Annotated in this window: 21 protein-coding genes; 9 read left to right on the forward strand and 12 right to left on the reverse strand. The window is 56.9% G+C overall.

Annotated features, from left to right (window positions below):
• Positions 1–49: 49 nt before the first annotated feature.
• The gene (locus HRQ63_RS17055) at positions 50–754 is read right to left on the reverse strand and encodes a response regulator (RefSeq protein WP_172245928.1); all 705 of its coding nucleotides are present in this window, start codon (positions 752–754) and stop codon (positions 50–52) included.
• Entirely contained in the window at positions 744–3,470 is a 2,727-nt protein-coding gene (locus tag HRQ63_RS17060) for a DUF4118 domain-containing protein (RefSeq protein ID WP_172245930.1), read from the reverse strand. The genes HRQ63_RS17055 and HRQ63_RS17060 overlap by 11 nt, the downstream gene beginning before the upstream one ends.
• Positions 3,471–3,934: 464 nt before the next feature.
• Between HRQ63_RS17060 and kdpF the strand changes: the two genes are divergently transcribed.
• The 6 genes from kdpF to HRQ63_RS17095 all read left to right on the forward strand — a co-directional run bounded on the left by kdpF (position 3,935) and on the right by HRQ63_RS17095 (position 12,037).
• Complete coding sequence (gene kdpF, locus HRQ63_RS26375; RefSeq protein ID WP_172246151.1) at positions 3,935–4,015, forward strand: K(+)-transporting ATPase subunit F; 81 nt, start codon at positions 3,935–3,937, stop codon at positions 4,013–4,015.
• A 28-nt stretch (positions 4,016–4,043) separates the two neighbouring features.
• Complete coding sequence (gene kdpA, locus HRQ63_RS17075; RefSeq protein WP_172246153.1) at positions 4,044–5,705, forward strand: potassium-transporting ATPase subunit KdpA; 1,662 nt, start codon at positions 4,044–4,046, stop codon at positions 5,703–5,705.
• 46 nt (positions 5,706–5,751) lie between these two features.
• Positions 5,752–7,782, forward strand: a complete 2,031-nt coding sequence (gene kdpB, locus HRQ63_RS17080) for a potassium-transporting ATPase subunit KdpB (RefSeq protein ID WP_172245934.1) — start codon at positions 5,752–5,754, stop codon at positions 7,780–7,782.
• Between the two features lie 63 nt (positions 7,783–7,845).
• On the forward strand, positions 7,846–8,412 hold the full coding sequence (kdpC, locus tag HRQ63_RS17085; protein WP_172245936.1) for a potassium-transporting ATPase subunit KdpC: 567 nt from the start codon (positions 7,846–7,848) through the stop codon (positions 8,410–8,412).
• A gap of 340 nt (positions 8,413–8,752) precedes the next feature.
• Entirely contained in the window at positions 8,753–11,098 is a 2,346-nt protein-coding gene (locus tag HRQ63_RS17090) for a universal stress protein (RefSeq protein WP_172245938.1), read from the forward strand.
• A gap of 48 nt (positions 11,099–11,146) precedes the next feature.
• The gene (locus tag HRQ63_RS17095; RefSeq protein ID WP_172245940.1) at positions 11,147–12,037 is read left to right on the forward strand and encodes a hypothetical protein; all 891 of its coding nucleotides are present in this window, start codon (positions 11,147–11,149) and stop codon (positions 12,035–12,037) included.
• 238 nt (positions 12,038–12,275) lie between these two features.
• Here the strand turns inward: HRQ63_RS17095 and HRQ63_RS17100 are convergent, their stop codons facing one another.
• From HRQ63_RS17100 to HRQ63_RS17120, 5 genes are all read right to left on the reverse strand, one after another.
• Positions 12,276–13,547 carry an outer membrane protein assembly factor BamB family protein gene (locus tag HRQ63_RS17100; RefSeq protein WP_172245942.1) on the reverse strand — a complete coding sequence of 424 codons (1,272 nt, stop codon included), beginning with the start codon at positions 13,545–13,547 and terminating at the stop codon, positions 12,276–12,278.
• A gap of 31 nt (positions 13,548–13,578) precedes the next feature.
• Positions 13,579–14,859: a hypothetical protein gene (locus HRQ63_RS17105; protein ID WP_172245944.1), complete on the reverse strand. Its 1,281-nt coding sequence runs from the start codon at positions 14,857–14,859 to the stop codon at positions 13,579–13,581.
• Between the two features lie 102 nt (positions 14,860–14,961).
• Positions 14,962–15,189, reverse strand: a complete 228-nt coding sequence (locus HRQ63_RS17110; RefSeq protein WP_172245946.1) for a hypothetical protein — start codon at positions 15,187–15,189, stop codon at positions 14,962–14,964.
• A gap of 107 nt (positions 15,190–15,296) precedes the next feature.
• On the reverse strand, positions 15,297–15,440 hold the full coding sequence (locus HRQ63_RS17115; protein WP_172245948.1) for a hypothetical protein: 144 nt from the start codon (positions 15,438–15,440) through the stop codon (positions 15,297–15,299).
• A 544-nt stretch (positions 15,441–15,984) separates the two neighbouring features.
• On the reverse strand, positions 15,985–16,827 hold the full coding sequence (locus tag HRQ63_RS17120) for an AraC family transcriptional regulator (RefSeq protein ID WP_172245950.1): 843 nt from the start codon (positions 16,825–16,827) through the stop codon (positions 15,985–15,987).
• A gap of 160 nt (positions 16,828–16,987) precedes the next feature.
• On the opposite strand from HRQ63_RS17120, the gene HRQ63_RS17125 reads away from it, so the two are divergent.
• A complete protein-coding gene (locus tag HRQ63_RS17125; protein WP_172245952.1) occupies positions 16,988–17,647 on the forward strand; it encodes a ThuA domain-containing protein in 660 nt (219 codons plus the stop codon).
• 36 nt (positions 17,648–17,683) lie between these two features.
• Positions 17,684–18,787 (forward strand): Gfo/Idh/MocA family protein, encoded by a 1,104-nt coding sequence (locus HRQ63_RS17130; protein ID WP_172245955.1) that lies wholly within the window; start codon positions 17,684–17,686, stop codon positions 18,785–18,787.
• Between the two features lie 136 nt (positions 18,788–18,923).
• Here HRQ63_RS17130 and HRQ63_RS17135 read toward each other — a convergent pair whose 3' ends face one another.
• The 4 genes from HRQ63_RS17135 to HRQ63_RS17150 all read right to left on the reverse strand — a co-directional run bounded on the left by HRQ63_RS17135 (position 18,924) and on the right by HRQ63_RS17150 (position 23,924).
• Entirely contained in the window at positions 18,924–19,436 is a 513-nt protein-coding gene (locus tag HRQ63_RS17135) for a GNAT family N-acetyltransferase (protein WP_229714237.1), read from the reverse strand.
• A gap of 32 nt (positions 19,437–19,468) precedes the next feature.
• Complete coding sequence (locus HRQ63_RS17140) at positions 19,469–20,206, reverse strand: tetratricopeptide repeat protein (RefSeq protein WP_172245957.1); 738 nt, start codon at positions 20,204–20,206, stop codon at positions 19,469–19,471.
• Between the two features lie 449 nt (positions 20,207–20,655).
• Positions 20,656–21,156, reverse strand: a complete 501-nt coding sequence (gene msrA / locus HRQ63_RS17145; RefSeq protein WP_172245959.1) for a peptide-methionine (S)-S-oxide reductase MsrA — start codon at positions 21,154–21,156, stop codon at positions 20,656–20,658.
• A 440-nt stretch (positions 21,157–21,596) separates the two neighbouring features.
• On the reverse strand, positions 21,597–23,924 hold the full coding sequence (locus HRQ63_RS17150; RefSeq protein WP_172245961.1) for a glycoside hydrolase family 3 protein: 2,328 nt from the start codon (positions 23,922–23,924) through the stop codon (positions 21,597–21,599).
• Between the two features lie 138 nt (positions 23,925–24,062).
• Here HRQ63_RS17150 and HRQ63_RS17155 point away from each other — a divergent pair, with 138 nt between their 5' ends.
• On the forward strand, positions 24,063–24,938 hold the full coding sequence (locus HRQ63_RS17155; protein ID WP_172245963.1) for an aldose 1-epimerase family protein: 876 nt from the start codon (positions 24,063–24,065) through the stop codon (positions 24,936–24,938).
• 57 nt (positions 24,939–24,995) lie between these two features.
• Here HRQ63_RS17155 and HRQ63_RS17160 read toward each other — a convergent pair whose 3' ends face one another.
• Positions 24,996–25,541, reverse strand: coding sequence for a hypothetical protein (locus tag HRQ63_RS17160; protein WP_172245965.1), 546 nt, complete (start codon positions 25,539–25,541; stop codon positions 24,996–24,998).
• Between the last annotated feature and the right edge of the window lie 63 nt (positions 25,542–25,604).

A 25,604-nucleotide genomic window follows, 5' to 3' on the forward strand; every position in this document is an offset into this window, starting at 1 on the left:
ACCCTATTCCGCTTTGCCATATTAAACGTTGAAACGTTTCTTCATTATATCATTCCTGGATAAGGAAGCGGTATCCGACTCCAGGTTCGGTTACGATCAGGCGCGGCTGGGAAGGATCTTCCTCCAGCTTTTTGCGCAAATGACCGATATAGATCCGCAGATAATGGCTGTCCCCTTCGTCATGCTGGTTGCCCCATACCTGCCGAAGCAGCTGGCGCTGGGTCACGACTTTACCCGCGTTGGACGCCAAAGCCTTAAGCAGATCGTACTCCGTGGGCGTCAGCTTGACCCGTTCCCCGCCGGATTCGACGATGCGCTGCGCCAGATCAATCGTCAGCGTTCCGCTGCGAATGACCGGTTCTTCCGCCGATTTGGCCGTATGACGCAGAGCAACTCGAATCCGGGCCACCAGTTCGCCCATGCCGAACGGCTTGGTTACGTAATCGTCCGCTCCCGCGTCCAGAGCGGCAATCTTGTCTTCTTCCCGGTCTTTCGCCGTGAGCACAATGACGGGTACGCCCGACCAATCCCGGATGCGTCCCAATACTTCCATGCCCGTCAGGTCCGGCAGACCCAGATCCAGCACGATCAGATCGGGATGCGTCATTGAAGCTTGCAGCACGCCTTCTTGTCCCGTTTCCGCTTCATGCACCGCATAACCGTGCGCGGCAAGCGTGACTTTCAACAGCTTGCGAATTTGCGGTTCGTCGTCCACGACCAAAATTCGCGCTCCGGCCGTCGTTTCATTCGCCATCTGCTTTCCCCTTTTCCTCGTAGGCTTCTGCCGTACTTTGCGATTGCCCGCCCGCGCCGGATACCGACGGTTCGGCCAGGGGCAACGAGATTAGGACGATCGTCCCATTTTTCCCGTCCGTTCTGGAAGCGGCCGATATCCCTCCGCCGTGCAGGTCCATGATGCCTTTGCAAATCGCCAGACCCAATCCCGTACCGGATACGTGCCGGGTCGAATCGGAGCGGTAAAACTTTTCAAACACGCGCTGTTCTTCGCCTGCCGGCAGCCCGGGTCCTTCGTCCGAAACGCTCAACACCAACCGACGGCCGTTTGTTCGTGCTTTGATGCCGATCTCGCTGCCGTCCGGGCCGTATTTGATCGCATTGCCCAGCACGTTGCCCAATACCTGCTCCAGCAGCACTTCGTCCCCGCGCACCATCGGCAGATCGTCGGGCAGGTCCACGGTCAGCTTGCGGCGACCGCGAATATCCCGGATCTGCGCCAACGACACGCCGATCAGATCCTGAATATCGCACCATTCCCGCCGCAGCCGAAGCATCCCGCTCTCTAATCGCACCATGCCGAGCAGATTCTGCACGAGGCGGCTCATGCGCATGGCCCCGCTGCGAATCGTCTCGAGCAGCTCCATGCGGTCCTGCTTCGAAAAAAGCTCGTCGTTCTCGATCAATCCCGTGGCCGAGCCGATCACCGCGGCCAGCGGCGTGCGCAGCTCGTGCGACACCGAATCGAGAATCGCCGACCGCAGCCGTTCCGATTCGGCGGTCAAATGCGCCAACTTGGCTTCTTCGGCCAGCTTGAACCTCGCGATGGCCGCGGCGGCGAGACCGCACAGCGCCGCCAGCAGACGCTGCTGCTCGTCGGTCAGCGCTTTTTTGGATGCATGATTTTCTCCTTGAGGCAAACGAACGACCAGTACCCCGTAGGTCCGCTCCTCCGTTCGGAGCGGCAGATAACGCCCCGGCAGCTCGCGAAGCGTACGCGAGCCCTGCCCGGCTTCTTCGCCTTCTTCATACACCATGCGCACGACGACCTCTTCTTCGCGCGCGCGTTCGCCGCCGTCGATCGCTTCCGCCGAAGACGCGTGCACGCGGCGGAGCGCACCCGATTCGTCCGGCAAATAGACGGCCGTCTCCGCGCCGATCGTTTGCGACAGCTGTTTGGTCACGCCGTCCAGCAGCGAAGACACGTCCGAGACGGCGCCGATCTGCTGGCTGAACGCGTACAGCGAGGCCGTATGGGCTTCGCGCTGACGCGCCTGCGCGGCCTGACGCTTGAGACGTTCGGCCAAACTTGCGGTCAGGCCCGCCACCGACAGATAGACGCCGAACGAAATCAGATAACGCAGATCCGAGACCGTGAAGCTCAGCTGCGGCGCGACGAAGAAGAAATCCAGCGCCAACACCCCGATTCCCGCCGCGAAAAGAGCCGGCCGAAGTCCGCCGTATACGGCGCTGAGCAGCATGGGGAACAAGTAGATCAACGCGATATTCACGATCTCCAGTTGTTCCGAATATTTTCCCATTACAAGCGTCAAAACGGCTGTCAGCAGCGTGATGAGCGCATAAACGGACCAACGCGGCAGCACTCCCGACTGCGGCCTGATGCCCGGATCCCGACTTCGGGCTTTTCGATCCTCTACCCGATCCCCCGCATGGCCGGCGCCGGGAACGATCCGTATATGAACGTTCCGGCTTGCCCGAACCAATCTCGCGGCCAGCGTGGAACCCCAGCGCAGACCAAAACGCGGACGAATGCTTTCTCCGACCAGCAGCTGCTTGACATGATGCTCCTCCGCGAAGCGCAATAGTTCGCCCGCCACGTCCCGCCCTTCGATCGCGAAGACCTGCGCGCCCAGCTTTTCTGCCAGCCGCAAATTCCGTTCAGGCTCTCCCTGTCGCTTGACTCCGTTTCCCGCAGCGCCTTCCGGTAGGCGCACATAAACCGCATACCAGCCTGTTTTGAGCGCTGCCGCCGTCCGTCTTCCGACCCGAAGCAGTTCTTCCGTCGAAGGAGCCGGACCGATCGCGACCATGACTTTTTCCGCGACCGGCCAAGGACCCGAGACGCCTCCTCCGGCCGCGCGCCGACCGTGCAAATAATCGTCGAGCCGGCTGTCCGTACGCTCGGCGGCGAATCGGAACAGCATTTCGCGCATCGCGGACAACGCGCCCGCTTCCGACGGATTTCGGCCGCTGCGGCGGATCATTTCCTCCGGCGGGGCATCCGCGATGCGCAGCGTATCGGCTTGTTCGACGAACGCGTCGGGAACCGTCTCCGTCAGCGTTTGTCCGAGAATCCGGTTTGCCAGTGCGTTGAGGCTCTCGACATGGCCCACATTCAACGCCGCGTAGACGTCGATGCCGTTCAGCAGCAGCGCTTCGACATCCATATACCGTTTGCTGCGCATTGTTCGCGGCGTATTGCGGGCTTCCAACCGATCCACGACCACAAGTCCGGGCTTCATCTCCACCAATTGTTCGACATCCAGCTCGCCGCCGCGCTCCGGCGCGCTCGGCAAGCCCGAATCCTTCAATAGCGCCAGCGTGTCGGGATAACGGGTTTCCGCGCCGGATACCGCGCAGCGAACCTGCGTCCCTGCCGCCGCCTCGCGAATCGCGGCGCGGAGCATGGCCTGAGTCTTGCCCGCGCCGGGCGCGGCTCCCATGAACAAAGTCAATTTGCCTTTACGCAATACGTTTTTCTCCAAGTCGCTCACTTCCGTTCTCCTGCCCGGCCGACGGCCCTCATTTCCCTCTATGATCCCAGTATAAGTCACCATGCGCGGCAATAGCCAAGTTCAAGCCTCGAAACGGCATAAAAAAGGTATAAAGATCTGCTGCAAAGGCGTAAAAATAGCGTAAAAATCAATAATATCGAGAGTAAACGAGCGTATACGGCACGAAACGGGACCATATATAAGTTCAAGATTCAAAAATGATCAAAGAAGAATAAAAACCATCTTTTTTCGCTTTTATCACGTTTTACACCTTGCCGCCGCGGGACTAAGATACGTCACATGAATCGCGAAGCTTCGACATGCCGCGATATCCTATCTCAAAGTCAAAGGAAGGTTAACATGACCGATATGTTGATGCTTGGCCTGCTTGCATTGATGACGCTGGCGGTGCTGGGGCTGTCGCTCTGGTCCGGCAAGGTCGTCTCGGAAGGAAGTGACGATCGATGATCGCAGCGCTCGCGGGCGTCGTCGCCTTATTGTTTTTGTATCTGTGCTATGCCCTGATCAACCCGGAAAAGTTCTAGTACAAATGGAGGGAATTTCGTGACCACAATCAGTATCCTCGCAATAGTCGTCACCCTGCTGATCGTCGTGCTTCTGGCGAAGCCGGTCGGCCTGTATCTGGCGGCGGCGTTCGATTACGCGCCGAACCGGCTGAACCGGATTTACGGCCCGGTCGAGCGGATCATCTACAAAATCAGCGGCATCCGCGAAGAAAACCAAAGCTGGAAAATGTACGCGGCGTCGCTGATCGGAAGCAATGCCGTCATGATCTTTATCGTGTATCTGGTGCTCCGTTTTCAAGGCATGCTGCCGCTCAATCCGGCGGGGATCGCCAACATGGAGCCGTCGTTCGCTTTCAATACCGCGATCAGTTTCATGACCAATACCGACCTTCAGCATTACAGCGGCGAAAGCGGCGTCTCGTATCTGTCGCAGGCCAGCGTCTTGGTGTTCGCGATGTTCGTGTCGCCCGCGACCGGTCTTGCGCTCGTCATGGCGTTTATTCGCGGCCTGACGGGGAAGGCGGCGGGCAACTTTTTCGTCGACCTGATCCGCGGCCTGACACGCGTGCTGCTGCCGGTTGCGTTCGTTTCGGCGCTGCTGTTCGTGTTCATGGGCGTGCCGCAGACGTTCGAGCCCGCCGCGACGGCGACCACGCTCGAAGGCGCGCAGCAGACCATCGCACGCGGACCGATCGCGTCGTTCCTCGCCATCAAAGAAGTCGGCAATAACGGCGGCGGCTTCCTCGGCGTCAACTCGGCGCATCCGTTCGAGAACCCGAGCGGCTTGAGCAATCTGCTGCAAATCCTGCTGATGATGCTGGTCACGTCGGCGCTGCCTTTCGCTTACGGGAAAATGGCCGGTTCGATCAAGCAGGGACGCGTGCTGTTCGCGTCCATGCTGATGATGCTGATCATTATGACGACCGTCTCGCTCACGGCGGAAAGCGCGGGCAACCCGGCGCTGAACAATCTCGGCATCCAGCATGAGCAGGGTTCGATGGAAGGCAAGGAAGTCCGCTTCGGCGAAGCGCAGTCGGCCTTCTACTCCGTCATCACCACGGCTGCCGAGACCGGCGCGGTCAACACGATGCATGACACGCTGACGCCGATCGGCGGACTGGTTCCGCTCGCGAACATGATGCTCAATACCGTGTTCGGCGGCATGGGCGTCGGCTTCGTTAACGTACTGATGTACGCGATCATCGCCGTGTTCTTGTCGGGCCTGATGGTCGGACGCACGCCGGAATTCCTCGGGCGCAAGATCGAAGGCAAAGAAATGAAGCTGATCGCCGTCACGCTTCTTGTCCAGCCGTTCCTGATCCTCGTGCCGACCGCGATCGCGCTGGCGACGAATCCGGAAACGATCTCCAATCCCGGTTTCCACGGCCTAACGCAGGCACTCTACGAATTCACGTCCGCTGCCGCCAACAACGGCTCCGGGTTCGAAGGATTGGGCGACGCGACGACGTTCTGGAACGTCTCGACCGGGATCGTCATGTTCCTCGGCCGATACATTTCGATGGTGACGCTGCTTGCCGTGGCCGGTTCGCTCGCCGCCAAAAAGCCGATCCCGGAATCGTCCGGCACGTTCCGTACCGATACGGCGATGTTCGGCGCGGTATTCGTCGGCGTCGTGCTGATCGTCGGCGCGCTGACCTTCTTCCCGGCACTGGTGCTGGGCCCGCTCGCGGAACAATTGACGTTATAACCCGGATCATTCATACACCTCACACAACGAATGGAGACGCTGATTTATGGATAAGAAAAAGACCATGCTGAGCGGCGAGATCGCAAGCGCCGCTTTGCGGGAGTCGTTCGTGAAGCTCGACCCTCGCATCATGATGCGCAATCCGGTCATGTTCGTCGTCGAGATCGGTTTTCTGGTCACGCTGCTGCTGTGCTTCGTGCCGGACGCGTTCGGCGGCACCGTGCCGCGTTGGTTCAATATCGTCACGACGGTGATCTTGCTGCTCACGCTGCTGTTCGCCAACTTCGCCGAAGCGCTGGCGGAAGGACGCGGCAAAGCGCAGGCCGATTCGCTCAAAAAAACCAAGCAGGATATCAGCGCCAACAAAGTATCGAGCAGCGGCGCGGTCAAAGTCGTGCCGGCTTCCGAGCTTCGCAAAGGCGACTTCGTGGTCGTGGAAAGCGGCGAGCTGATCCCAGGCGACGGCGAAGTGGTCGAAGGACTCGCTTCCGTCGACGAATCGGCGATCACGGGCGAATCCGCTCCGGTCATCAAAGAAGCCGGCGGCGACTTCAGCTCCGTCACCGGCGGCACGAAGGTCGTCAGCGACAAAATCAAGGTGCGCATTTCCGCCGATCCCGGCGAATCGTTCCTGGACCGCATGATCTCGCTCGTCGAAGGCGCGAAGCGCCAAAAAACGCCGAACGAAATCGCGCTCAATACCGTGCTGGTCAGCCTGACCCTCATTTTCCTGATCGTCGTCGTCACGCTGCCGTTCCTGTCGGACTTCCTCGGCATTCAAATGGAGATTCCGATCTTGATCGCCCTGCTCGTCTGCCTGATTCCGACCACCATCGGCGGCCTGCTGTCCGCGATCGGCATCGCGGGCATGGACCGGGTCACGCAGTTCAACGTGCTGGCCATGTCCGGCAAAGCCGTCGAAGCGTCGGGCGATATCAATACGATCATTCTCGACAAAACGGGCACGATCACGTTCGGCAACCGGATGGCGAGCGAATTTCTTCCGGTCAAAAGCATCCGCGAAGAAGAAACAGCGTATTGGGCGGCGATCAGCTCGCTCAAAGACGAGACACCGGAAGGACGCTCCGTGCTGGAATTGATGAAAAAGAACGGTTTCCCTTACGACGAGAAGCTGGGCGAAGGCGGCGAATTCATCGAATTCCGGGCCGAGACCCGCATGAGCGGCATCGACCTGCCGGACGGCCGGCAAGTGCGCAAAGGCGCGGTCGATTCCGTCAAACAGTGGGTTCGTTCGCAGGGCGGCTCGATTCCGGCCGATCTCGACGAAGGCAGCAGCGCGATCGCCACGGCGGGCGGCACGCCGCTCGCCGTGGCGGTAGACAACCGGATCTACGGCCTGATTCATCTCAAAGACACCGTGAAGCCCGGCATGCGCGAACGGTTCGAACAGATGCGGCGCATGGGCATCAAGACCATCATGTGTACCGGCGACAATCCGCTGACGGCGGCGACCATTGCCAGAGAGGCAGGCGTGGACGACTTTATCGCCGAAAGCAAACCGGAAGACAAGATCGCCGTCATCCGCCGCGAGCAGGCCGAAGGCAAGCTCGTCGCCATGACCGGCGACGGCACGAACGACGCGCCCGCGCTGGCGCAGGCCGATGTCGGCATCGCCATGAACAGCGGCACGGTCGCCGCCAAAGAAGCGGCCAACATGGTCGATCTGGACTCCGACCCGTCGAAGATCATCGAAGTGGTCGCGATCGGCAAGCAATTGCTCATGACGCGGGGCGCGCTGACCACGTTCAGCATCGCCAACGACGTCGCCAAATACTTCGCGATCATTCCCGCCATGTTCATGGTCGCGATTCCACAAATGCAGACGCTGAACATCATGCGGCTCGATTCGCCGCTGTCGGCAATCCTGTCCGCCTTGATCTTCAACGCGATCATCATCCCGCTGCTGATTCCGCTCGCGATGAAAGGCGTCGCCTACAAACCGATGAGCACCAGCCGCCTGCTGGGCAAAAACCTGCTGATTTACGGTTTCGGCGGCCTGGTCGCTCCGTTTATCGGCATCAAGCTGATCGACCTTGCGGTGCAGGTGTTCATCTGACGCGCCGATCGGCGCGCCAGGCTCTTTTACCATTCGTCTTTTATAAAATGGAGGAACTTACTTATGCGAATCGTATGGATGACGCTGCGCACGACTTTTTCCGTAGCCATCGTCTGCTGTATTATCTACAATATCGCCGTTTGGGCCGTCGCTCAGGCCGCCGCGCCGGACAAAGCGAACGGCAGCCTGATCGAAAACGCCGAAGGCCAGGTGGTCGGCTCCTCGCTGATCGGCCAAAGCTTCACCGATCCCGGTTATTTCCACGGCCGCGTATCGAGCATCGATTACGACGCGAACGGTTCCGGCACGCCCAACTATGCTCCGTCCAATCCCGAGCTGCTGACCCGCGCCGAACAGTCGATTGCCGATTGGAAGTCGCAAAATCCGGAAGTTCCGGTCTCGGAGCTGCCGATCGACTTGATCACCAACTCCGGCTCCGGCCTCGATCCGCATATCAGCCCGGCTTCCGCCGAAGCGCAGGTTCCGCGCGTGAGCGGCGCAACGGGAATCGCGGCGGACAAGCTGAAGCAGCTGATCGCGGAACACACGCAAGGACGCTCGCTCGGCTTGTTCGGCGAACCGGCGGTCAACGTGCTGGAACTGAATTTGGCGGTACAGGCGGCTCGATGAGGTCTGGTGATTAGCGTGGAGAGCGAGACGACGTTTCTTTATTCAAATCGATCGCTGCCGCTTCTAACGGAACGAGACGACGCTTAGAGGCCGTATTCGGCCATTCGGAATTTTTAACGGATCGAGGTGACGCTTAAACGATAAAACAGCGCGTTTCCGCCTCTTTTCTCCTACTTTTTCGCAGCTAAGCGCTTGTACGATCCGTTAAAATTCCAAGACCCAACGAATTGAGCTTCTGACGGATATGCGATCCTTTAGAGCTCATGCCGCGGCGGTTTCGCTGTTTCCCGGCGTACCCCGGCATGCCGCCCGTCCGCTTCCCACGAAAGGAAGAAAGACCATGCCCGACTTCAAACGCAAATCGCCGGAAGAAATCCTGCAATCGATCCAAGCGCTGTACACCGGACGGCTCAAGATCATCATCGGAGCCATCTCCGGTTCCGGCAAAACGTACCATATGCTGCGCGACGGCCAGACGCTGCAAAGCCAAGGCGTCGACGTCGTGATCTGCGCCGTGTCGACCATGCAGCGCCCGGAAACGATGGAGCAGCTGCAAGGGTTGGAACGCATCCCGAGCATCCATTGGAAGCACGCCGACGGCAGCGAACGCAAAGACCTCGACGTCGACGCGATCGTCTCGCGCAATCCGGAGGTGCTGCTGACCGACGGGCTGGCCCATCGCAACCGTCCCGGCGCGCCGAACGCGACAAGATTGGACGATATCCGCTTTTTGCTGGAAAAAGGCATCAGCGTGATCGCTACCGTTAACGTGTACGAGCTGCAAGGCGTGACGGAAATGGCGCGCAAGCTGATCGGGATCGAGGTAAAAGAAACCGTTCCCGCCGACACGCTGGAGCTGGCGGACGAGGTGCGGCTGATCGACGTCACGCCCGAAGCGCTGCTCGCGCGGATCGAAGACGGTTTGCTTAAAAACATGCCGGACAAAAATTTGTTCAGCCGCGGCAATATCGGCGTGCTGCGCGAGCTGACGCTGCGGCTGGTTGCCGAAGGCGTCAACGGCACGCTGCTCAAATACCGGGACGAGCAGGGTTACGTGGGCGCTTCGGGCACGGCCGAGCATATTCTCGTCTCCGCGCAGTACCATTGGAACGGCTCGATCCATATCCGGCGCGGCCAGCAGATCGCGCAGCGGCTCGGCGGCGAATTGTCGGTCGTCACGTTCGTCAATCCGGGCGAAAAGCTCGGACCGGAGCGCGAAGAATTCCGGCGCTCGATCCGCAAGCTGTGCGAAAAGATCGGCGCGACGCTGCACGAGATCCATATCCGTTCCAGACGCGACATTCCGCCTACGCTTACGCGACTGGCGCTGGAGCAGAACGTGTCGCGGATCGTGATCGGGCATTCGAACCAGACGCGGTCGCAGGAGTTTTTCAAAGGCTCGATCGTGGCGGAAATGGTCAAATGCATGCGCAACGTGGACATGTTCGTCGTCGCGGACCGCACGTCGGGCGGCGGCGAACGCATCCTGCCGACCAAGCGCAAAGAACCGCTGCAGGACCCGGCGGGACCGTATCGCCGCCTGAGCCAAGAACAGGCGGGACGCAAGATCGAAGAGATCAAACGCGGGCGTTTCAAAGTGTATATCGGAGCCGCTCCCGGCGTCGGCAAAACGTACACGATGCTGCGGGAAGGCAATATTTTGCGCAAAAAGAAGATCGACGTCGTCATTGGATTGCTGGAAACGCACGGCCGCCAAGAAACGCAGGATCAGGTGAGCGAGCTGGAACTGGTGCCGCGCGCGATCGTGCCGTACAAAGGCGCGCAGCTTCAGGAAATGGACGCCGACGCCATCATCGCCCGAGATCCCGAGGTGGTGCTGGTCGACGAGCTGGCGCATACCAACGTGCCGGGCAGCGTCAACAAAAAGCGTTACGAAGACGTCATTCGCCTGCTGAACGCGGGCATCTCCGTCATCTCCACGCTCAACGTGCAACATTTGGAAAGCCTTAACGATAACGTGGAGCAGTTGACGGGCGTGCGCGTGCGGGAAACGGTGCCGGATTCGCTGCTCAGTCTCGCCGACGAGGTCGAACTGATCGACGTCACGCCGAAAGCTTTGCAGGAACGGATGCGGGCCGGACGGATTTACGCGCGGGAAAAAGTGGATCAGGCGCTCGGCAACTTTTTCAAAACGGGCAACCTGATCGCGCTGCGGGAACTTGCGCTGCGCGAGATCGCGGACGACGTGGACGAGCGATTGGAATCGTGGGAGCGGAAAACGTCGCTGCGCGGGCCGTGGCGGCGCGAAGAAGTGATCTTCGTCGCGGTGACGCTGAGCGACAACGCCGAGCGGCTGATCCGGCGCGGCTTCCGGATCGCTTACCGGCTCAAAGCGCCGTGGCACGTCTGCTACATTCCGGACGGCGAATGCCCGCAAGGGCAAGAGCGGGAACGGATCGAGCAGATTAAGCGATTGACCCGCCGGCTCGGCGGCAGCTTCGATCTCGGCGAACGCGTTCCCGCAAGACGGCTGCACGAAGAGCTGCTGATGCGCGCCGACGCCAGGCGCTGCACCCAACTGATCGTCGGCCAGTCGCGGCGTTCGAAGCTTTACCGCCTGCTGTTCGGTTCGCTGACCCAGCGCCTGCTGCGGACGGCGCGCCATATGGACCTGCTGGTGGTGGCGAGATTCGACCACGCGGCTCAGGTAAAAAAAGATGAATGACCCGGAACAAGAGGCCTCCGGTCGTCCCGCCGTAAAGCCGGTACCGATTTGCGCAAAAAACTTTTTGCGGGTAGGGCTTTTTCTATTCAAATCAAAGACCGAAATGCCGATTCATGTAGAGGGAACGCGACAGGCTGCCCGATGCCGACAATTCCGTCGGCGGAAGGAACGGCTGCTTCGCGATGCAAAATACAGGCTGAGCCAAGGAGGAGAACAGGCAGAATGAACGAAAGAAAGTTGTCCGGTATCGAAATGTTCGCGTTTGACGTGGTGGAGGAAGCACGGGAAAACGAACCGCGCAAAACGGTGCGGCGCTACGGCCTGCTGAAACTGTCCTGCGGGAACGCCGCCGGATACGGCGTCTGCCTGATCTCCGAAGGCTTTGCACCGGCCGATCTGGTGCGCTGGAGCACTTGCTTCGGCCGGCTGCGCGGCCTGACGCCGGAAGAAGCGGCGGCTTCGGTCGAAGCCGACCGCTGGGGCGCGCGCAAGCGTCATTACGCCCAGTACGCGCTGCTTCGCGGCGCGCTGGCCGACCTGCTCGCGGCGCTGGAAGCCCGCCGCGCCGGGGCGCGGCTTCTGCTCGGCCTCGGCGCGGCCGGCCTGCTGGGCGGCATGGCCGCCCAAGCGTCGGGGCGCGGCTCCGACGCGCGTATGGTCTCGGCCGCAAGCAGCCTAGACCTCTCCGGCGGCTATGCGCCGCACCCGCCGGTCCGCTACGCGCCGGACGCGGTGCTGCGCGCGGTGCGCGGCGCGGCGGCGACGATGGTCGCCGAACGCGAAGAAGCGCCGACCTCGTTCGTCGGCGCCGAGAATCCGTCCGGCGGCCATCCGCAGCCGGACGACATGCTGCGGCGGCTCTACATCGCCGCCGCGATCGAGCGCCCTTCGTCCGACGCGCTCATGGATCGCGCGGACTCGTACTGCACGTTTTTCTGACGCAGCGAATGCTTGAAGCAAAAGCAAAGCGATTCGTCGCCCCTGCTGTCGCTTCAGCCTTTTATTCATGGGAAAAACGCTCCGGCATTTGCCGGAGCGTTTTTGGTTTACCATCCGTTTTGCATCGTATGATTTTTCGGGCTTGCGACGCGGTTCATTCCCGTTTCGTTTCTGGCGAGCAACGACAGAGGGACAAATTCGGCGGGATTCCGACAGTCGCTTGCCGGGATCCGGAACGTTACTTCAACGTATACGCGGACACGACGTTACTGCCTTCGGCTTCGGCATCATGGATGTACAGCTTTCCGTCTCCGGCATACAGGAATCCGTATTTTTTCTTTCCGTCGGCCGAAGGTTCCAATTCGATATGATGGTTCGCGCTCAGAGTTTCCGCGTCCAGCGCGTAAAACTCTCCGCTCGTCGCGTTGGACATGACGATTTCTTCATTCGGTGCTTTGTAAAGGTTGAAATCTTTCGAATCGAACGTTTTGCTTGTTTTCAACTTGTTGTCCGGACCGTAAAGTTCCAACTTCAGGCCGTTTTTAACCAGCAGGTTCTCGCCTGCTTGAATCGCTACTGCGCCTTTCGGAAGCTTGCGTTCCCAGACCTTTTTGCCTTTGCTGTCGAAGAAGACGAACATGGTCGATTTTTGGTGACCGGCAGGGTCGAGGATTTCGACGCCCGGACCTTTGCTTTTCGTTTGCTCGTTCCACTCGAACCCCACCAGCTTGCCACCATTGAACGGGTATACCGCAGGTCTTGACGCGTTATCCCACGATCGGAAATCGCTCGCTACGGTAGTTTGCTTCGGCAGCGAATACGAGAATGTCGGTTTGCTCAGATTGTTGATGCTCGGGTACAGTTCCAACTTTTGGCCCATCGTATTGGCGACTTGACCGTTCGGCAGAACCGCCAAGTTCTTGCTCCCCTTCACCGTGCTCTTTTTCTTTAATTTGCCGTCTTTCGCGAAATTATAGACGGTGGTCGTTTTTCCGTCCATCGCTCCCGTGGCCAGCAGGATATCTTCGTTAGGCTGGATTTGCAGCGTGCCTATGATTTCGACATCGACGGGCTTGCTCCATTTCAGTTTGCCTTGCGAACTTATCGCATACAGTTTGTACGATTTTTCGTTGTCTTTTTTGGCTGCATAATAAACGTCTCCGCTGGTCGGGGAAATGATCGGCTGTCCGAACATGCTGATACTTTCCGAATCGCCTTTCAGATCGTAAATCCAGTTTTTCTTTCCGTCTTTGCGATCGAACGACTGAAGCTGCGTGCCGCCGCCTTCCGTCGTATAAAGCGTAACGTACAAACGGTCTTTAGTCGCCTTGCCGAAATCGAACACCCATCCCAAATCGTGACCGTAAGGAACGTCGTACGTCCAATCTGCGCTCGGCAATTTGCTTGTCGGCTCCGCCGCTGCGGCAACCGCGCCTCCCGCGTTCAGACTCGCGCCTACGCCTACCGCCATCGCCATACCGAGCATCAAAGGTTTGAATCGAAATTTCATAAGTTACTCCTCCTTTTGATTGTTTGTCGAATTATTTCAAACTGTAATGCGAGATCGACTTGTTCACGTTCCAGTCCATCGTGTGCACGTACAATTCGCCGGCGCCTTCGTAAAGGAACGAATAGTCGGCTTTTTCCCCGGCCGTTTTCTTCATGTCGATCTCGTATTTCACGCTCAGGTCTTTCGGATCCAGCGCTTTGAACGTGCCGGCTTTTTTGCTGGTCAGCACGATTTCGTCCGTCGTTTTGGCTTTGGACAGCCAGAGGTCGTCGCCTTCGAACGTTTTGCTCGTTTTGAGCTTGTTGTCTTTGCCGTACAGTTCGAGCTTATTGTCTTTTTGCAGCACGAATCCGTTTGCGGTCGGCACGGCAGCCGCGTCTTTCCACAGCTCGCGTTCCCATTTCTTTTTGCCTTTCGCGTCGAACAGCACCAGCGACCTGCTTTGTTTGACGATGTCCAAGTCGATCTCCTGGAAGCCTTCCTTGAATTCCACCGCGCTGTAATCTTCTTCGCGAAGCGCAAGGAGGATATCGCCTCCGGCGAGGGAATAGACGGAATCGCTGAAGTTGCCGCCGCGCACGTCGAAATCGAGCGAATTCCATTCCGGCAGATCGTATTCGAGAATCGGCTTTTTCAAGTCGTTCAGGCTTTTGAAAAGCTGAAGTTTAGGAGCGATCGCTAACACTTTCCCGTCGGGAAGAATTTTCACGTACGCGCCTTCGTTTTTGATGTCCGCGTCCCCGATTTTCTTCGTGTTTTTCAGCTTGCCGTCTTTTCCGAAAATATAAAAAATCTGATAACCGTCAGTCTTCTTGGTCGGAGCGATGCTGCCGCTGGCGATTACATCACCGCTATCAAGCACCTGCAGCCGTTCGATCGCTTTGCTGCCGGTATCTTTCGACCACTTCAATTTGCCGTTCGCGTCGACCGCTTCCAGCTTGTACGTTTTGTCTCCGTCTTTTTTGCGGACGAAATAGGAATTTCCGTCTTTGTCCTGAATCGCGTACCCGCTGCTCGTCAGCTGCTTGGCATTGCCCCGGAAATCGTAGGTCCAATTATCCTTGCCGCCGTTTTCTTGATCGAATGCCTGCACGATGCTCGAATTGCGCCCTTCGACCGCCCACAGATACAGATTGTCGCCCGCGAACGTGGCGAATCTCAGACCGCTGTCGAGATCCAAAGCGGCCGGAACGTCGTACGTCCAATCCGGTTTGCCGTCAACCTGCGCCGCCAAAGCGCCTCCAGAGCTTATTCCGGTAATGCCCATTGCGACGGCCATGCTCAACATGACGGGTTTGAAAACCTTTTTCATTTTGTAATCCTCCTTAATTTTATCTCAAAAAAGATATTTTACCCGATATTAAGTACTAAAAAGATTAAAATGAACAGCCGATGTCCTTCTTTTCAGGCGTTCTTATTTCAAGCTGTAGTGCAAAATCGTTTCGTTGACGTTGTCGTCGATCGCATGCACGTACAGTTCGCCGCCTCGTTCATACAGGAAAGCGTAGGTCGATTTCACGGTCGAAATTCCGCTCATGTCCAGTTCGTGCTTCACGCTTAAGTCTTTGGGATTCAGGGACAGGAACGTTCCCGATTTTGCGCTCGCGACCACGATTTCATCCGTTTCTTTCGCCTGCGTCATTCTCGGAGTGTCGCCTGCGAAGGTCTTGCTCGTTTTCAGCTTGCCGTCTTTGTCGTACGCGATATCGTCGCCGTCCGCAAGAACGCCTTCTTACGCGAACGTACTGCCTAGATCGCGCGCCCGTAAGACACATCGTATTTCCAGTCCAACTCGCTCGTCGACTGCGCCGCCAAAGCGCCTCCCGCACCTATGCCTGTAATGCCCACTACCATGGCCATGCCCAAAACGGCAGGTTTGAATCGAAATCTCATTGTCATTACCTCCTGAAATTCGGTTTGATGCGCGGCGCCGGTCCGGCTTTTTGCAATGCGTTTTCCGCGCATTCTGTAGAGGTGACGATCAAAGCTCGAAGAGGGTTCGCAAAAAAAGAAATATTTTTCTTTATTTTATTTTTGCCCCTTCACATCCATACTATTGAATTCGAATTTTGATCGTTCGCAACTTCGTTATACAGACGAATCAAAGTGCCACAATGGTTTTAAAAAATCATTTTTCACTTTACATACAAAAAAGCCGCCTTATAAAAGACGGCTTCAACGTGTTGAGAAAGCCCAGCGCAACTGGAAACGAGAAGACGGAGAGAGAAATTCAGTGTAGGAACGATAGTGATCGCCTTTGAAATCGGGAAAATTTCATATAAAATTCAATCCTTTTCCCGATTTCAACACGCGACCGGAAGCATTTCGAAGAAATGCACTTCGGAAGCCTATGCTGGCAATTTCTCTCGGAGTCTTCTCGTTTCCCGCGCTGACGTGACTTTCTAGACAGCCTGAAGCCGTCTTATAAACGACGGCTTCAACGCAGCTCCGACGGCGTGCAGCCCCGAAGCTGACGGAATACCCGATTGAACGTGCGTACGTTGCCGAAGCCGCATTCCAGCGCAATATCGATCAATTTGGCGTCGGTTTCGGCGATCATGCGCTCGGCGCGGCCGATCCGCAGTTCGTTGACGTAGGTATTGTAATTCATTCCGGTCACGTTTTTGAAAAAGCGGGAGAAGTGGAAGACGCTCATTCGCGCGCGATCCGCTCCGTCTTGAAGCGTCAGCGGAAGTTCGCAGTGATTTTCCAGATACTCCAGCAGCTCCTGCATCGTTTTGAGATGGGACGCTGAACGGGCGCTGCGCTTGGGTTCGGATGCGCCGACAGGCACGTAACGCAGCGTCAGACCGCATAGCATATGCAAAAGTCCGGTGATCACCGCATCCGATTGCTCCGACTGCCGTTCGTTTTCGTCCGCGATCCGCTGCATGACCGACGCCAGGTCCGCCAGTGCTTCCTTTTCGAACTCCGAAGCGGCCGCGCCTTTGGCATACGGGATAAACGAAGACAGTACCCCCCGCTCCTCGGGCCACCCGGCCGGGCTGCCGACCAATCTCGGATTGAAAATGATCATTAGCACTTCGGAGTCCGTCTTCCCGCTGTCGTAATAGTGGATGTCCCCGCTGCCGCTGAACGCGAATTCGCCTTTTTGCAGCAGCCTCGTCTCCGAGTTGATTCCGATCTGAATGGCGCCTTCGCGCACATAAATAAACTCCAGATCATGATGCCAATGCGCCAAAAAGTTCATGTTGCGAACGCAGGAAATTTGCACGGGCAGTCCGCTGCCATAAATTCGATTTTCATGAAAAGCCCGCATCTTCTTCACCCCGATTCTTTTTCGCTATAGCTAGAATTTAGCAAAAATCGTCTACTTCCACAATGAAAATGACGCGAAAAAGAGAACGCTTTCCTTTAGAATATGGGGGTAAGCGTCAAACGTAACCTCAACTAACTTATTCAGATAGGAGTTTGATGTCATGAGCAAGCAAGCTTTGATCGTAAGCGGCGGATGGGACGGCCACCAGCCGAAGGAAGTCGCCGATATTTTCGCTGAAGTTTTGCGCCAAGAAGGCTTCGAGGCGGAGATTTCTTATACACTGGATGCTTTTTTGGACGAAGAACGCCTGATGAAGCTTGATCTGATCGTGCCTGTATGGACGATGGGCGAGATCAGTAATGAGCAGCTTCAACCCGTACTCAAAGCCGTAGAATCGGGCGTCGGCATGGCGGGCTGCCACGGCGGGATGTGCGATTCGTTCCGCAACAGCGTCGAGTGGCAATTTTTGACCGGATCGCAGTGGGTCGCGCATCCGTTCAACGACGGCGTGGAATATGAAGTCCGCATGGCGCGTCCTTCGTCCAGTCCTCTGATCGAAGGCATTCCGGACTTCACCGTGAAGTCGGAGCAGTATTATCTGCACGTCGATCCCGTAGTGGACGTGCTCGCCACGACGACGTTCCGCATCAGCGAAGGCCCGCATTCCGCCAACGGCGAAATCGTCATGCCCGTCGTATACACCAAGCGTTGGGGCGCGGGCAAAGTGTTCTACAACTCGCTCGGTCATCAGGCGAACATTTTCGATATTCCGGAAGCCAAGGAATTGATGCGTCGCGGGATGCTTTGGGCGGCGAAGTAGGGTTTATTTCAAGCGAATAGAGAGGCGGAAGCATAGATGCGTAAAGTGAAGATCGGTATCATCGGCTGCGGCAATATCAGTGGAATCTATCTGGAGAATCTGACGCACACCTTCACCAATACGGAAGTATTCGCGGTGTCCGATATCAGCGAGGAACGGATGCAGGCGGCAGCGGAAAAGTACGGCGTGCCTAATCAATGGACAGCCGAGCAAGTGTTGAACAGCCCGGATGTCGAAATCATCGTGAATCTGACGACGCCAGGCGATCACTTCAAGTTTTGCAAGCTGGCGCTGGAACACGGCAAACACGTCTATGTGGAAAAGCCCCTATCCCTGCTGCCCGAGCAAGGTCACGAGCTGGTCGAACTGGCACGCGAAAAAGGATTGCTGCTCGGCGGCGCGCCGGACACGTTCCTCGGCGCGGGCCTGCAAACCTGCCGCAAGCTGATCGACGACGGCTATATCGGCCAGCCCGCCGCGGCGACGGCATTCATGCTGGGGCACGGCCATGAAAACTGGCATCCGAACCCGGCCTTTTATTATCAAGCAGGCGGCGGCCCGATGTTCGATATGGGACCGTATTACCTGACCGCGCTGGTCTCGCTGCTCGGTCCCGCGCAGACCGTGGCCGGCATGACCGCCAAGTCTTTCGAACAGCGCACGATCACCAGCCAACCGCATTTCGGCGAAAAAATCGACGTTGAAGTGCCGACGCATATCGCGGGTACGCTGCGCTTCCAAAACGGCGCGATCGCGACCATGATTACCAGCTTCGACGTCTGGAGCAGCACGCTGCCGCCGATTGAAATCTACGGCACCCAGGGCACGCTGCTGGTTCCGGATCCGAACAATTTCGGCGGTCCGATCTCGCTTCGCCCTGCCGGAGCGACGGAGTTCAAAGAAATTCCCGTCGTCCACCAATATGCGGAAAACAGCCGGGGCATCGGCGTATCGGATATGGCGAATTGCGTGCTGAACGGCGGCACTCCGCGCGCGAACGGCGAGTTGACCAATCACGTGTTGGAGATCATGCATGCGTTCCACGAAAGTTCGGACAGCGGCAGTTACGTGGAGTTGAAGTCGAACTGCGAGCAGCCGAGACCGTTGAAGACGGGCTTGGTGAAAGGGTATTTGGAGTAATTCAGTTAGCTCTCGATTAGGATCGATATTCATTACGTTTGCAACTTGAAAAAGGCAAAGATTCGCACGAGGGAGCGCCGAGGTCTGCATATACTGCGGACCGGCGCTCCCTTGTGGTCTTTGCCTTTATGATTCGTTAGTCAACCTGTTTTCTCATCACATAATGCGGGATTCCCATCTCTTCGAATCGTTCTCCCTCGCGCGAATACCCCAGCTTTTCATAAAAGACAACCGCGACTTCGCGAGCGTGCAGCATGATCTCCGTGCAGCCTTGTTGCGCCGCAAGCTGTTCGGCGTACTCGACCAACTTGCGCCCGACGCTCATGCCGCGCAGCGATTCGTCCACGGCGACCTGCTTCATCTGAAGCACGCCTTCGCTTTTCGGCTTCAATAACAGGGTGCCCACCAGACGTTCCGCCGCAAATGCGCCGACATGCAGCGCTTCGATATCTCCCGACAGATCGTCGTCCGCGATGCTGCGCCCAAGCGGGCGGCGCAACACTTCGTTCCGCAATCGGAGCGAACGTTGGTAATCTTCGCTTCCGTAATCGATGCGGCGTACTTCGATCTCGGTGGTCACCGATACTTTCGACTTCGTCGATTGAGGCGGCATATCGGGCCGGCACTGGATATGTTCTTGTTCGCTCATCGTTCGGCCTCTCTCCCCACTGTTGATCGGAATTACGTGTGGCTGCCGTCGCGCCCGTCGTAAAGCTTTTGCTTACGGGCACGACTCAGACACTGCTCTGCTTTGCTGTACTGACGATCTCTTTTATATAACTCCGCCAACTCCAAATTCGCTTCCCGATCCTGCGGATCGATCGCCAGCAGCTTTTCAAAAGCCGTTTTGCTCGCGCCGTACCGACGTAAATCTTTATAAATCAAACCTTTGTTGAATAACGCGTCGGTCGATTGAGGATTGAGAGCAAGCGCCCGATCCAACTGTTCCAGACACTTCGAGTACGGTTCCCGCATCTCGTAATACACGACGGCGAGATGAACATGGGCTTCTTCCAATGTCGCATCGAGTTCAAGGGCGCGCAGATAGCAGGATTTGGCTTCCTTGAGCCGCAGCGTTCGTTCGCAGACGTAAGCCAGAATCGCCCAACTTTCCGCGGATTCGGCATTGAGCATTAGAGCGCGACGCGCCAAGGCTTCCGCTTCTTCGTATTCCTCGCGATTGGCATGCAGTCTGGCTTTGCCCTCATAGGATCGTTCCCAAGTCGGCGCGATTTTCATCGTCTCGTTGAACAGCTCCAGCGCACTGCGCGAGTCGCCCAGCATTAAACGGCAGCGCGCCAGGTAGTCCAGGGTTTCCGCCTGTAATCCTTTTTCCACCAATGCTTTTTTAAAATGAAAATCGGCGTTCAGAAAATCTTTCCGTTGATAGCAGTCGATGCCTTTGTCGAAATGATTCATGCGGATTCACCCTCCTCTCCTTATGCTCGATTGTACCTTAAATGTGGGGGAGTGGGGGAGCGAGTGAGTGGCGCGGGCTGCGGGAGAAATTGCCAGCATAGGCTTCCGAAGTGCATTTCTTCGAAATGCTTCACAAGACGCTGTCTCGCGCAGAAAGCCTTCGGCTTTCCGCGCTCAAAGGCGTCTTTCACTGAATTTCTCCCTCCGCTAGGTCAGTCGCTGGGAAGTGGAATTATTCAGAAAAACAATACGTTCAGTGCATGATAACAGCCTGCAAAGGCTGTTTATGGAGTGTCTGCTAGCTTGATCAAGCTAGTATGACTTAGATTCGTTTAGGACGTGCCTGAAAACTCAACGATGTGCATCTTTTACCGCCTTTTCGCGCTCCGCAGCGTCACTTTTTCTTGCTGAACACAAAAATTCGGCAAAATCTGCTTCCTTCGGAGTTTTCAGACACGCCCTAGTTTTTGGCGCTTTTTCTTTTCGTAGTGTTGGTGCTTTTCTTCTGCGGGGTAGAACGGTTGAATGGCTCGCAGGCCGGTTGCTTGGCTGGAGAGTCCTTGGTCGGTCATTTTTTGCTGTACGCGTTCCATCGTTTCTTGCTGCTTCTGGTTTCGGTAGAACAAGAGGGAACGGTAGCGGGAATCTTCGGGTTTGTAGCCTTCGATTGCCGATGGGTTATGGGTGTTCCAAAAATGCTCCAGTAGTTCTTCCAGCGTGACTTGGCTTGGATCGAATTCGATCTCGACGACTTCGGAGTGGCCGTTCAAGCGGCGATGGGTCGGACCTGGCACATCAGTATGTCTCTCTTCAGCCTCTCCATTGTTGCCGCTATCGTTGTCACCGCCCGAATAACCGACCCTCGTTCCGGTTACGCCGGGAATACGGGAAAAGCGATCCTGCGGTCCCCAAAAGCAGCCCATGGCAAAGGTCAATTTTTCGCAGCTCATGTGATCGTTCCTTTCGGATTGCTGCTTTTTCAGCAGTATGCGGGTTTAGCTGCCGATGGTAGGTAGAGTCAGGTGCATAAGCGAAAAAGAGCGAAATAAGCAGCTTCGGCATACATGCAGAGCGCTTTGGAGTTTTCTTAGCGCCTCATCTTGCAAAAATCACAACATTTTCGGCAACAAAAGTCGGTTTCTCAGCTTCAAGTTGCAGGATTTGCAACATTTTAGCTCCCATCAGGCTATTTGATTCCGGATTATGCGTAAAATGCTGCATTTTCTGCAACTCGACTTCGAAAATAGAGCCTTTCTCACTTATCATCTTGCATATTTTACAACTTGCTTCCTAGCTTCCTATCCAACATCGGCTAGTATACCTGCTTGACTCGCCTGCATCCTGCTATCGCGCTCCGTCTCTCCCTAGTTCACTAAAACGTGCACGCATCTTACCGATAATTCCGTACCCGCTCGTCTTCGATCACGCCGCCGAAGTTCAAGCCGTAGGCGAAATCGTACGTGTTGCCTTCCGTATCGACGTGGCATCTCATATCCCGCGGCACGTCCTCCAATTGTTCTTCGACCGTACGCATGTCCGCAGGCATCTGCATCGGCAGCAGGCCGGAAGGTTCGGCTTCGCCGCATACAATCTCCAGCAGCGCCTGATCCTGCAACCCGAAGTTGACCAAAATGACATCCGCCGCTTGCTCAAACTCCGCCACAATCGCCGGGTTCGACAGCAGCATGGACACGATGACCGGCTTGTCGCCCATTTTCGCACGGGTATCCAGCACCAGATCCAGATCCGCCTCGTTACGCGTACGCACCGATTTGCCCAGATGCGAGCGGTTGAGCACATCGCTGGAGCGCGGGTCGCCTGCCAAGCTGACTTCGCGTCCGAGTTCTGCCGTATAAGGGCGATATTGCAAGCTGATCGGCACGTATCCGCTGCCTCCGGCTTCCGCGTCTTCGCGGCTGTAGCCCATGCCCGAATCCGGGTTTTCGATGCAGACCAACGCGAAATCGGCTTCCGACGGATCGTCGACTACATCGAAGTATTTGGCGGAGATGTTCCGATTCAGCGGATCGACCGTTTTCTCCGGCGTCGGATTCCTGAACCAGTCGCGGCCCGGAGCGATATAGCGGCGCGGGATATAGACCTTTTTACGCGAAAAGGAAGGCTGTTCGACTGCGGAAGATTCGCCCCGGGAGTCTTGGAGCGAAGAGCCGGCCCCCAACGGAAGCACGCCGCCTTTGTTTTTCAACAATACGACCGACTTCAACTGCGCCTCGTAGCCTGCTCGCATATAATCCGGCTGCCCGACGATCCGCTCGCTCTCCTCCGGGTCGACGTAAGGATTCTCGAACAAACCCAGCCGGAAAAAGTTCTTCAGCAAACGCACCGCGGAACGTTCGAAACGCTCGCGCATCCACTCTTCGCCGTATTCTTGCACGCCCATCTCGTACGCTTCCAACACCGGACCCGCTTCGTTGTTGCCGCCGAACTGATCCACGCCCGCCAGCAGCAGCTTGTAGTGGCGCTCCGCGACGCTTAATCCTTCCACGCCCCAAGGCTTGCCGCTGAGAAACGAATCTTTTTCCCCGTTTTCGTCGGCGGTAATGAGCCAATCCGTGCACACGACGCCGTCGTAGCCGTACTTTTCGCGCAGCAGATCGGTAATGAGATACTTGCTGTAGGCGTTGCCGACGTTCTCGCCGCCTACGGTATCCTGCTCCCACGACACCGTATAGTACGGCATGACCGCCGAAGCCTGTCCGGTCGCGCCGTCCAGCTTGAACGCGCCTTCGGTGAACGGCTTCAAGTGTTCGTCGAACCGTCCGTCCGGATACACCGCGTATTTGCCGCTGGCGTAATGCGCGTCGCGGCCGCCTTCGCCCGAGCCGCCGCCCGGCCAGTGCTTGACCATCGCGTTGACGCTGGCGCGTCCCCAGCCGCTTGCGATCTCGTCTTCGCCTTCGGAAGTCTGGAACCCGTCGATATAAGCACGTCCGAGATCGGTGGACAGCTGCGGATCTTCGCCGAACGTCCCGCTGAAACGGAACCATCTCGGATCGGTCGCGATATCCACCTGCGGCGACAGCGCCGTCGTCAGGCCGAGCGCCCGATACTCTTTTGCCGCGATTTCGCCGAACCGGCGGACGAGCCGCGGATCGAAAGTGGCGGCAAGTCCCAGCGTTTCCGGCCACATCGAGATTTTCCCGCCGGAACCCGCATTGAACTCCGAGCTGGAATCCGAGCCGTGGCGCGGGTCCGAGCTGTTGTTCGCCGGGATGCCGAGGCCGACCGATTCCGCGTACGCCTGCACGAGATTGTTCCAGCGCGCGGCGACAGCGGGACTTTCCACCGTAGTCACGAGGATATGACGCAGATGGTCGTTTTCCAAAAAGCTTCGCTGCTCGTCGGTCAAATCCCACGCATTCGCGCCGCTCTCCTCGTAAGGCTTGCCGTTATAGGTCGAAGACATCCAATTGGTGCTGCCTGCCGGAATCGATTGATGGCGGCTGTACAGCATCAGGCCCGCGATCTGCTCCGGCGTCATGCGGGAAGCGAGGTCTTTCGCGCGTTCTTCGGCCGGAAGCCGCCAGTCCTTGTAAGGCTCCAATGCTCCGCTACGGTTCAAGTCTTTGAAAAACAAACCGTCCTGCTCGATCACATTCACGCCGGATGAAGCAGACAAGCCGATCGCCGGCCCTCCTTCGTTATGTACGTAGCGGATTTCCCCCGATGCTTGGCCTTGCCGGGTATTGTTGCTCATGCCATCGCCTCCCTTTTTCCTCATTATAGCTAATCTGCTCCGCTCTCGCCTGCGGCAACCTTTCTCCAGCGGATGCTTTTTTGCTACACTAAGGTCAGAAACAGATCCACAATCCATTCACCCGGAGGGAAAAAGCCCATGAATGCCATCTTGAACAGCGAGTCCGCCACGGTCGAAATCCGGCCGCTCGGCGCTGAATTGATCAGCTTCAAAGACAAAGAAAGCGGACGCGAATACATGTGGAGCGGCGACGCGGAGTTTTGGACGGGACGCTCGCCGGTGCTTTTCCCGATCGTCGGATCGGTGTATGACGGCGTGATGCGCGCGGAAGGCGGCGAATACGCGCTGAAAAACCACGGTTTCGCGCGCAATCGCGAATTCCGGCTGGTCGAGGCGGAAGAGACGCGCGCGGTGTTCCATCTGTGCGCGGACGACGAGACGCTGGCAATCTACCCGTACAAATTCGCGCTGACGCTCACTTATACGCTGGAAGGCTCAAGCCTGCGCATCCAGTACCGGGTAGACAACGACGACGATAAAAACATCTACTTCCAGCTCGGCACCCATCCGGCGTTCAACTGCCCGATCGGCGGCGACGGGGACTTCGAGGATTACGTGCTGGAATTCAATCAGGAAGAATCGCTGGAGCGCTTTTTCGTGACGGGCGGCAATATCCAAATTCCGGACAAGTCCGAGACAGTATTGGAAAAAGGAACCGTCCTGCCGCTGACGCGCGCGCAGTTCGAGGAAGGCGCCATGATCTTCCGCGACGTGAAGTCGGACCGCGTGACGCTGAAAAGCGAAAAAAGCAAGCACAGCGTCAGCGTGTCGTCCGAGAACTTCCCGTACTTGGGAGTATGGCAGCCGAAAAACGCACCGTTCCTCTGCATCGAGCCGTGGCACGGCTTGGCGGACGCGGACAAATTCGAGGGCGAGCTGAAAGATAAAGAGTTGGCTGTGGAGCTTGCTCCGGGGGAGTATTTCGAGGCGGCTTTGGTGATTGAAATTAAATAAACGCGATAAAAAGAAGCTGCGGCTCCCTCGATCGGGATTCCGCGCTTCTTTTACGTTTTAAGGAATGAATTCTTCTATTTTTCGCATAAAGCGCTTGGTATCTCGTTCGGACAGCTCTACGTTTTCGTTGAACCCTTCCTCCAAATAAAAAGCACGAACCCGGTTAACGAACGCGATAAGCCGATTCATTTGCGTCAAAGACTCCTCGTTTAATCGAACATTCTGCGCGGCGGTATCGGGCGAATCCCGATCCTGCACGTTCGCATTCAAGTAGATCGAATAGAAGTCCACGAATTCCATTTTTGTCGCATTCATAAAAGATTCGTCCTGGAACAAAAGGAACAAATCCTGATAACGCAGCATAAGACCGCTTTGCGCCTGCTCGATGTCTTTCAACTGTTGAACCGTGTATTCTTTTTGATCGGTCTTGGCTATTTCATTAACCTGAACCGCGCCGGATACGATATCGGATACCGCGTCTCGATAAAAGTATTGGCTGGTTGCTTTGTAATGCGAATAGGATCGGAAAAACAAAGCGGCTGCGACAACGAGCACCAGCACGAAGAATAAAGTAGCGTACATGATCTTTTTGGAATGCTTCATAACCCCTCCTTCGGGCTTGTCTCACTTTAATATAAGGTTTGCGATTGAATGAAACGTGCATGG

The organism is Saccharibacillus endophyticus, assembly GCF_013185185.1.
GTDB classification, from domain to species: Bacteria; Bacillota; Bacilli; order Paenibacillales; family Paenibacillaceae; genus Saccharibacillus; species Saccharibacillus endophyticus.

What these genes read in the sequence shown, in the direction of transcription:
- HRQ63_RS17055 (WP_172245928.1), bottom strand. Translation starts at nt 754, where the DNA reads ATGGCGAATGAAACGACGGCCGGAGCGCGAATTTTGGTCGTGGACGAC.
- kdpF (WP_172246151.1), top strand. Translation starts at nt 3,935, where the DNA reads ATGATCGCAGCGCTCGCGGGCGTCGTCGCCTTATTGTTTTTGTATCTG.
- kdpB (WP_172245934.1), top strand. Translation starts at nt 5,752, where the DNA reads ATGGATAAGAAAAAGACCATGCTGAGCGGCGAGATCGCAAGCGCCGCT.
- kdpC (WP_172245936.1), top strand. Translation starts at nt 7,846, where the DNA reads ATGCGAATCGTATGGATGACGCTGCGCACGACTTTTTCCGTAGCCATC.
- HRQ63_RS17090 (WP_172245938.1), top strand. Translation starts at nt 8,753, where the DNA reads ATGCCCGACTTCAAACGCAAATCGCCGGAAGAAATCCTGCAATCGATC.
- HRQ63_RS17100 (WP_172245942.1), bottom strand. Translation starts at nt 13,547, where the DNA reads ATGAAATTTCGATTCAAACCTTTGATGCTCGGTATGGCGATGGCGGTA.
- HRQ63_RS17105 (WP_172245944.1), bottom strand. Translation starts at nt 14,859, where the DNA reads ATGAAAAAGGTTTTCAAACCCGTCATGTTGAGCATGGCCGTCGCAATG.
- HRQ63_RS17110 (WP_172245946.1), bottom strand. Translation starts at nt 15,189, where the DNA reads ATGACGCAGGCGAAAGAAACGGATGAAATCGTGGTCGCGAGCGCAAAA.
- HRQ63_RS17115 (WP_172245948.1), bottom strand. Translation starts at nt 15,440, where the DNA reads ATGAGATTTCGATTCAAACCTGCCGTTTTGGGCATGGCCATGGTAGTG.
- HRQ63_RS17120 (WP_172245950.1), bottom strand. Translation starts at nt 16,827, where the DNA reads ATGCGGGCTTTTCATGAAAATCGAATTTATGGCAGCGGACTGCCCGTG.
- HRQ63_RS17125 (WP_172245952.1), top strand. Translation starts at nt 16,988, where the DNA reads ATGAGCAAGCAAGCTTTGATCGTAAGCGGCGGATGGGACGGCCACCAG.
- HRQ63_RS17130 (WP_172245955.1), top strand. Translation starts at nt 17,684, where the DNA reads ATGCGTAAAGTGAAGATCGGTATCATCGGCTGCGGCAATATCAGTGGA.
- HRQ63_RS17135 (WP_229714237.1), bottom strand. Translation starts at nt 19,436, where the DNA reads ATGAGCGAACAAGAACATATCCAGTGCCGGCCCGATATGCCGCCTCAA.
- HRQ63_RS17140 (WP_172245957.1), bottom strand. Translation starts at nt 20,206, where the DNA reads ATGAATCATTTCGACAAAGGCATCGACTGCTATCAACGGAAAGATTTT.
- msrA (WP_172245959.1), bottom strand. Translation starts at nt 21,156, where the DNA reads ATGAGCTGCGAAAAATTGACCTTTGCCATGGGCTGCTTTTGGGGACCG.
- HRQ63_RS17150 (WP_172245961.1), bottom strand. Translation starts at nt 23,924, where the DNA reads ATGAGCAACAATACCCGGCAAGGCCAAGCATCGGGGGAAATCCGCTAC.
- HRQ63_RS17155 (WP_172245963.1), top strand. Translation starts at nt 24,063, where the DNA reads ATGAATGCCATCTTGAACAGCGAGTCCGCCACGGTCGAAATCCGGCCG.
- HRQ63_RS17160 (WP_172245965.1), bottom strand. Translation starts at nt 25,541, where the DNA reads ATGAAGCATTCCAAAAAGATCATGTACGCTACTTTATTCTTCGTGCTG.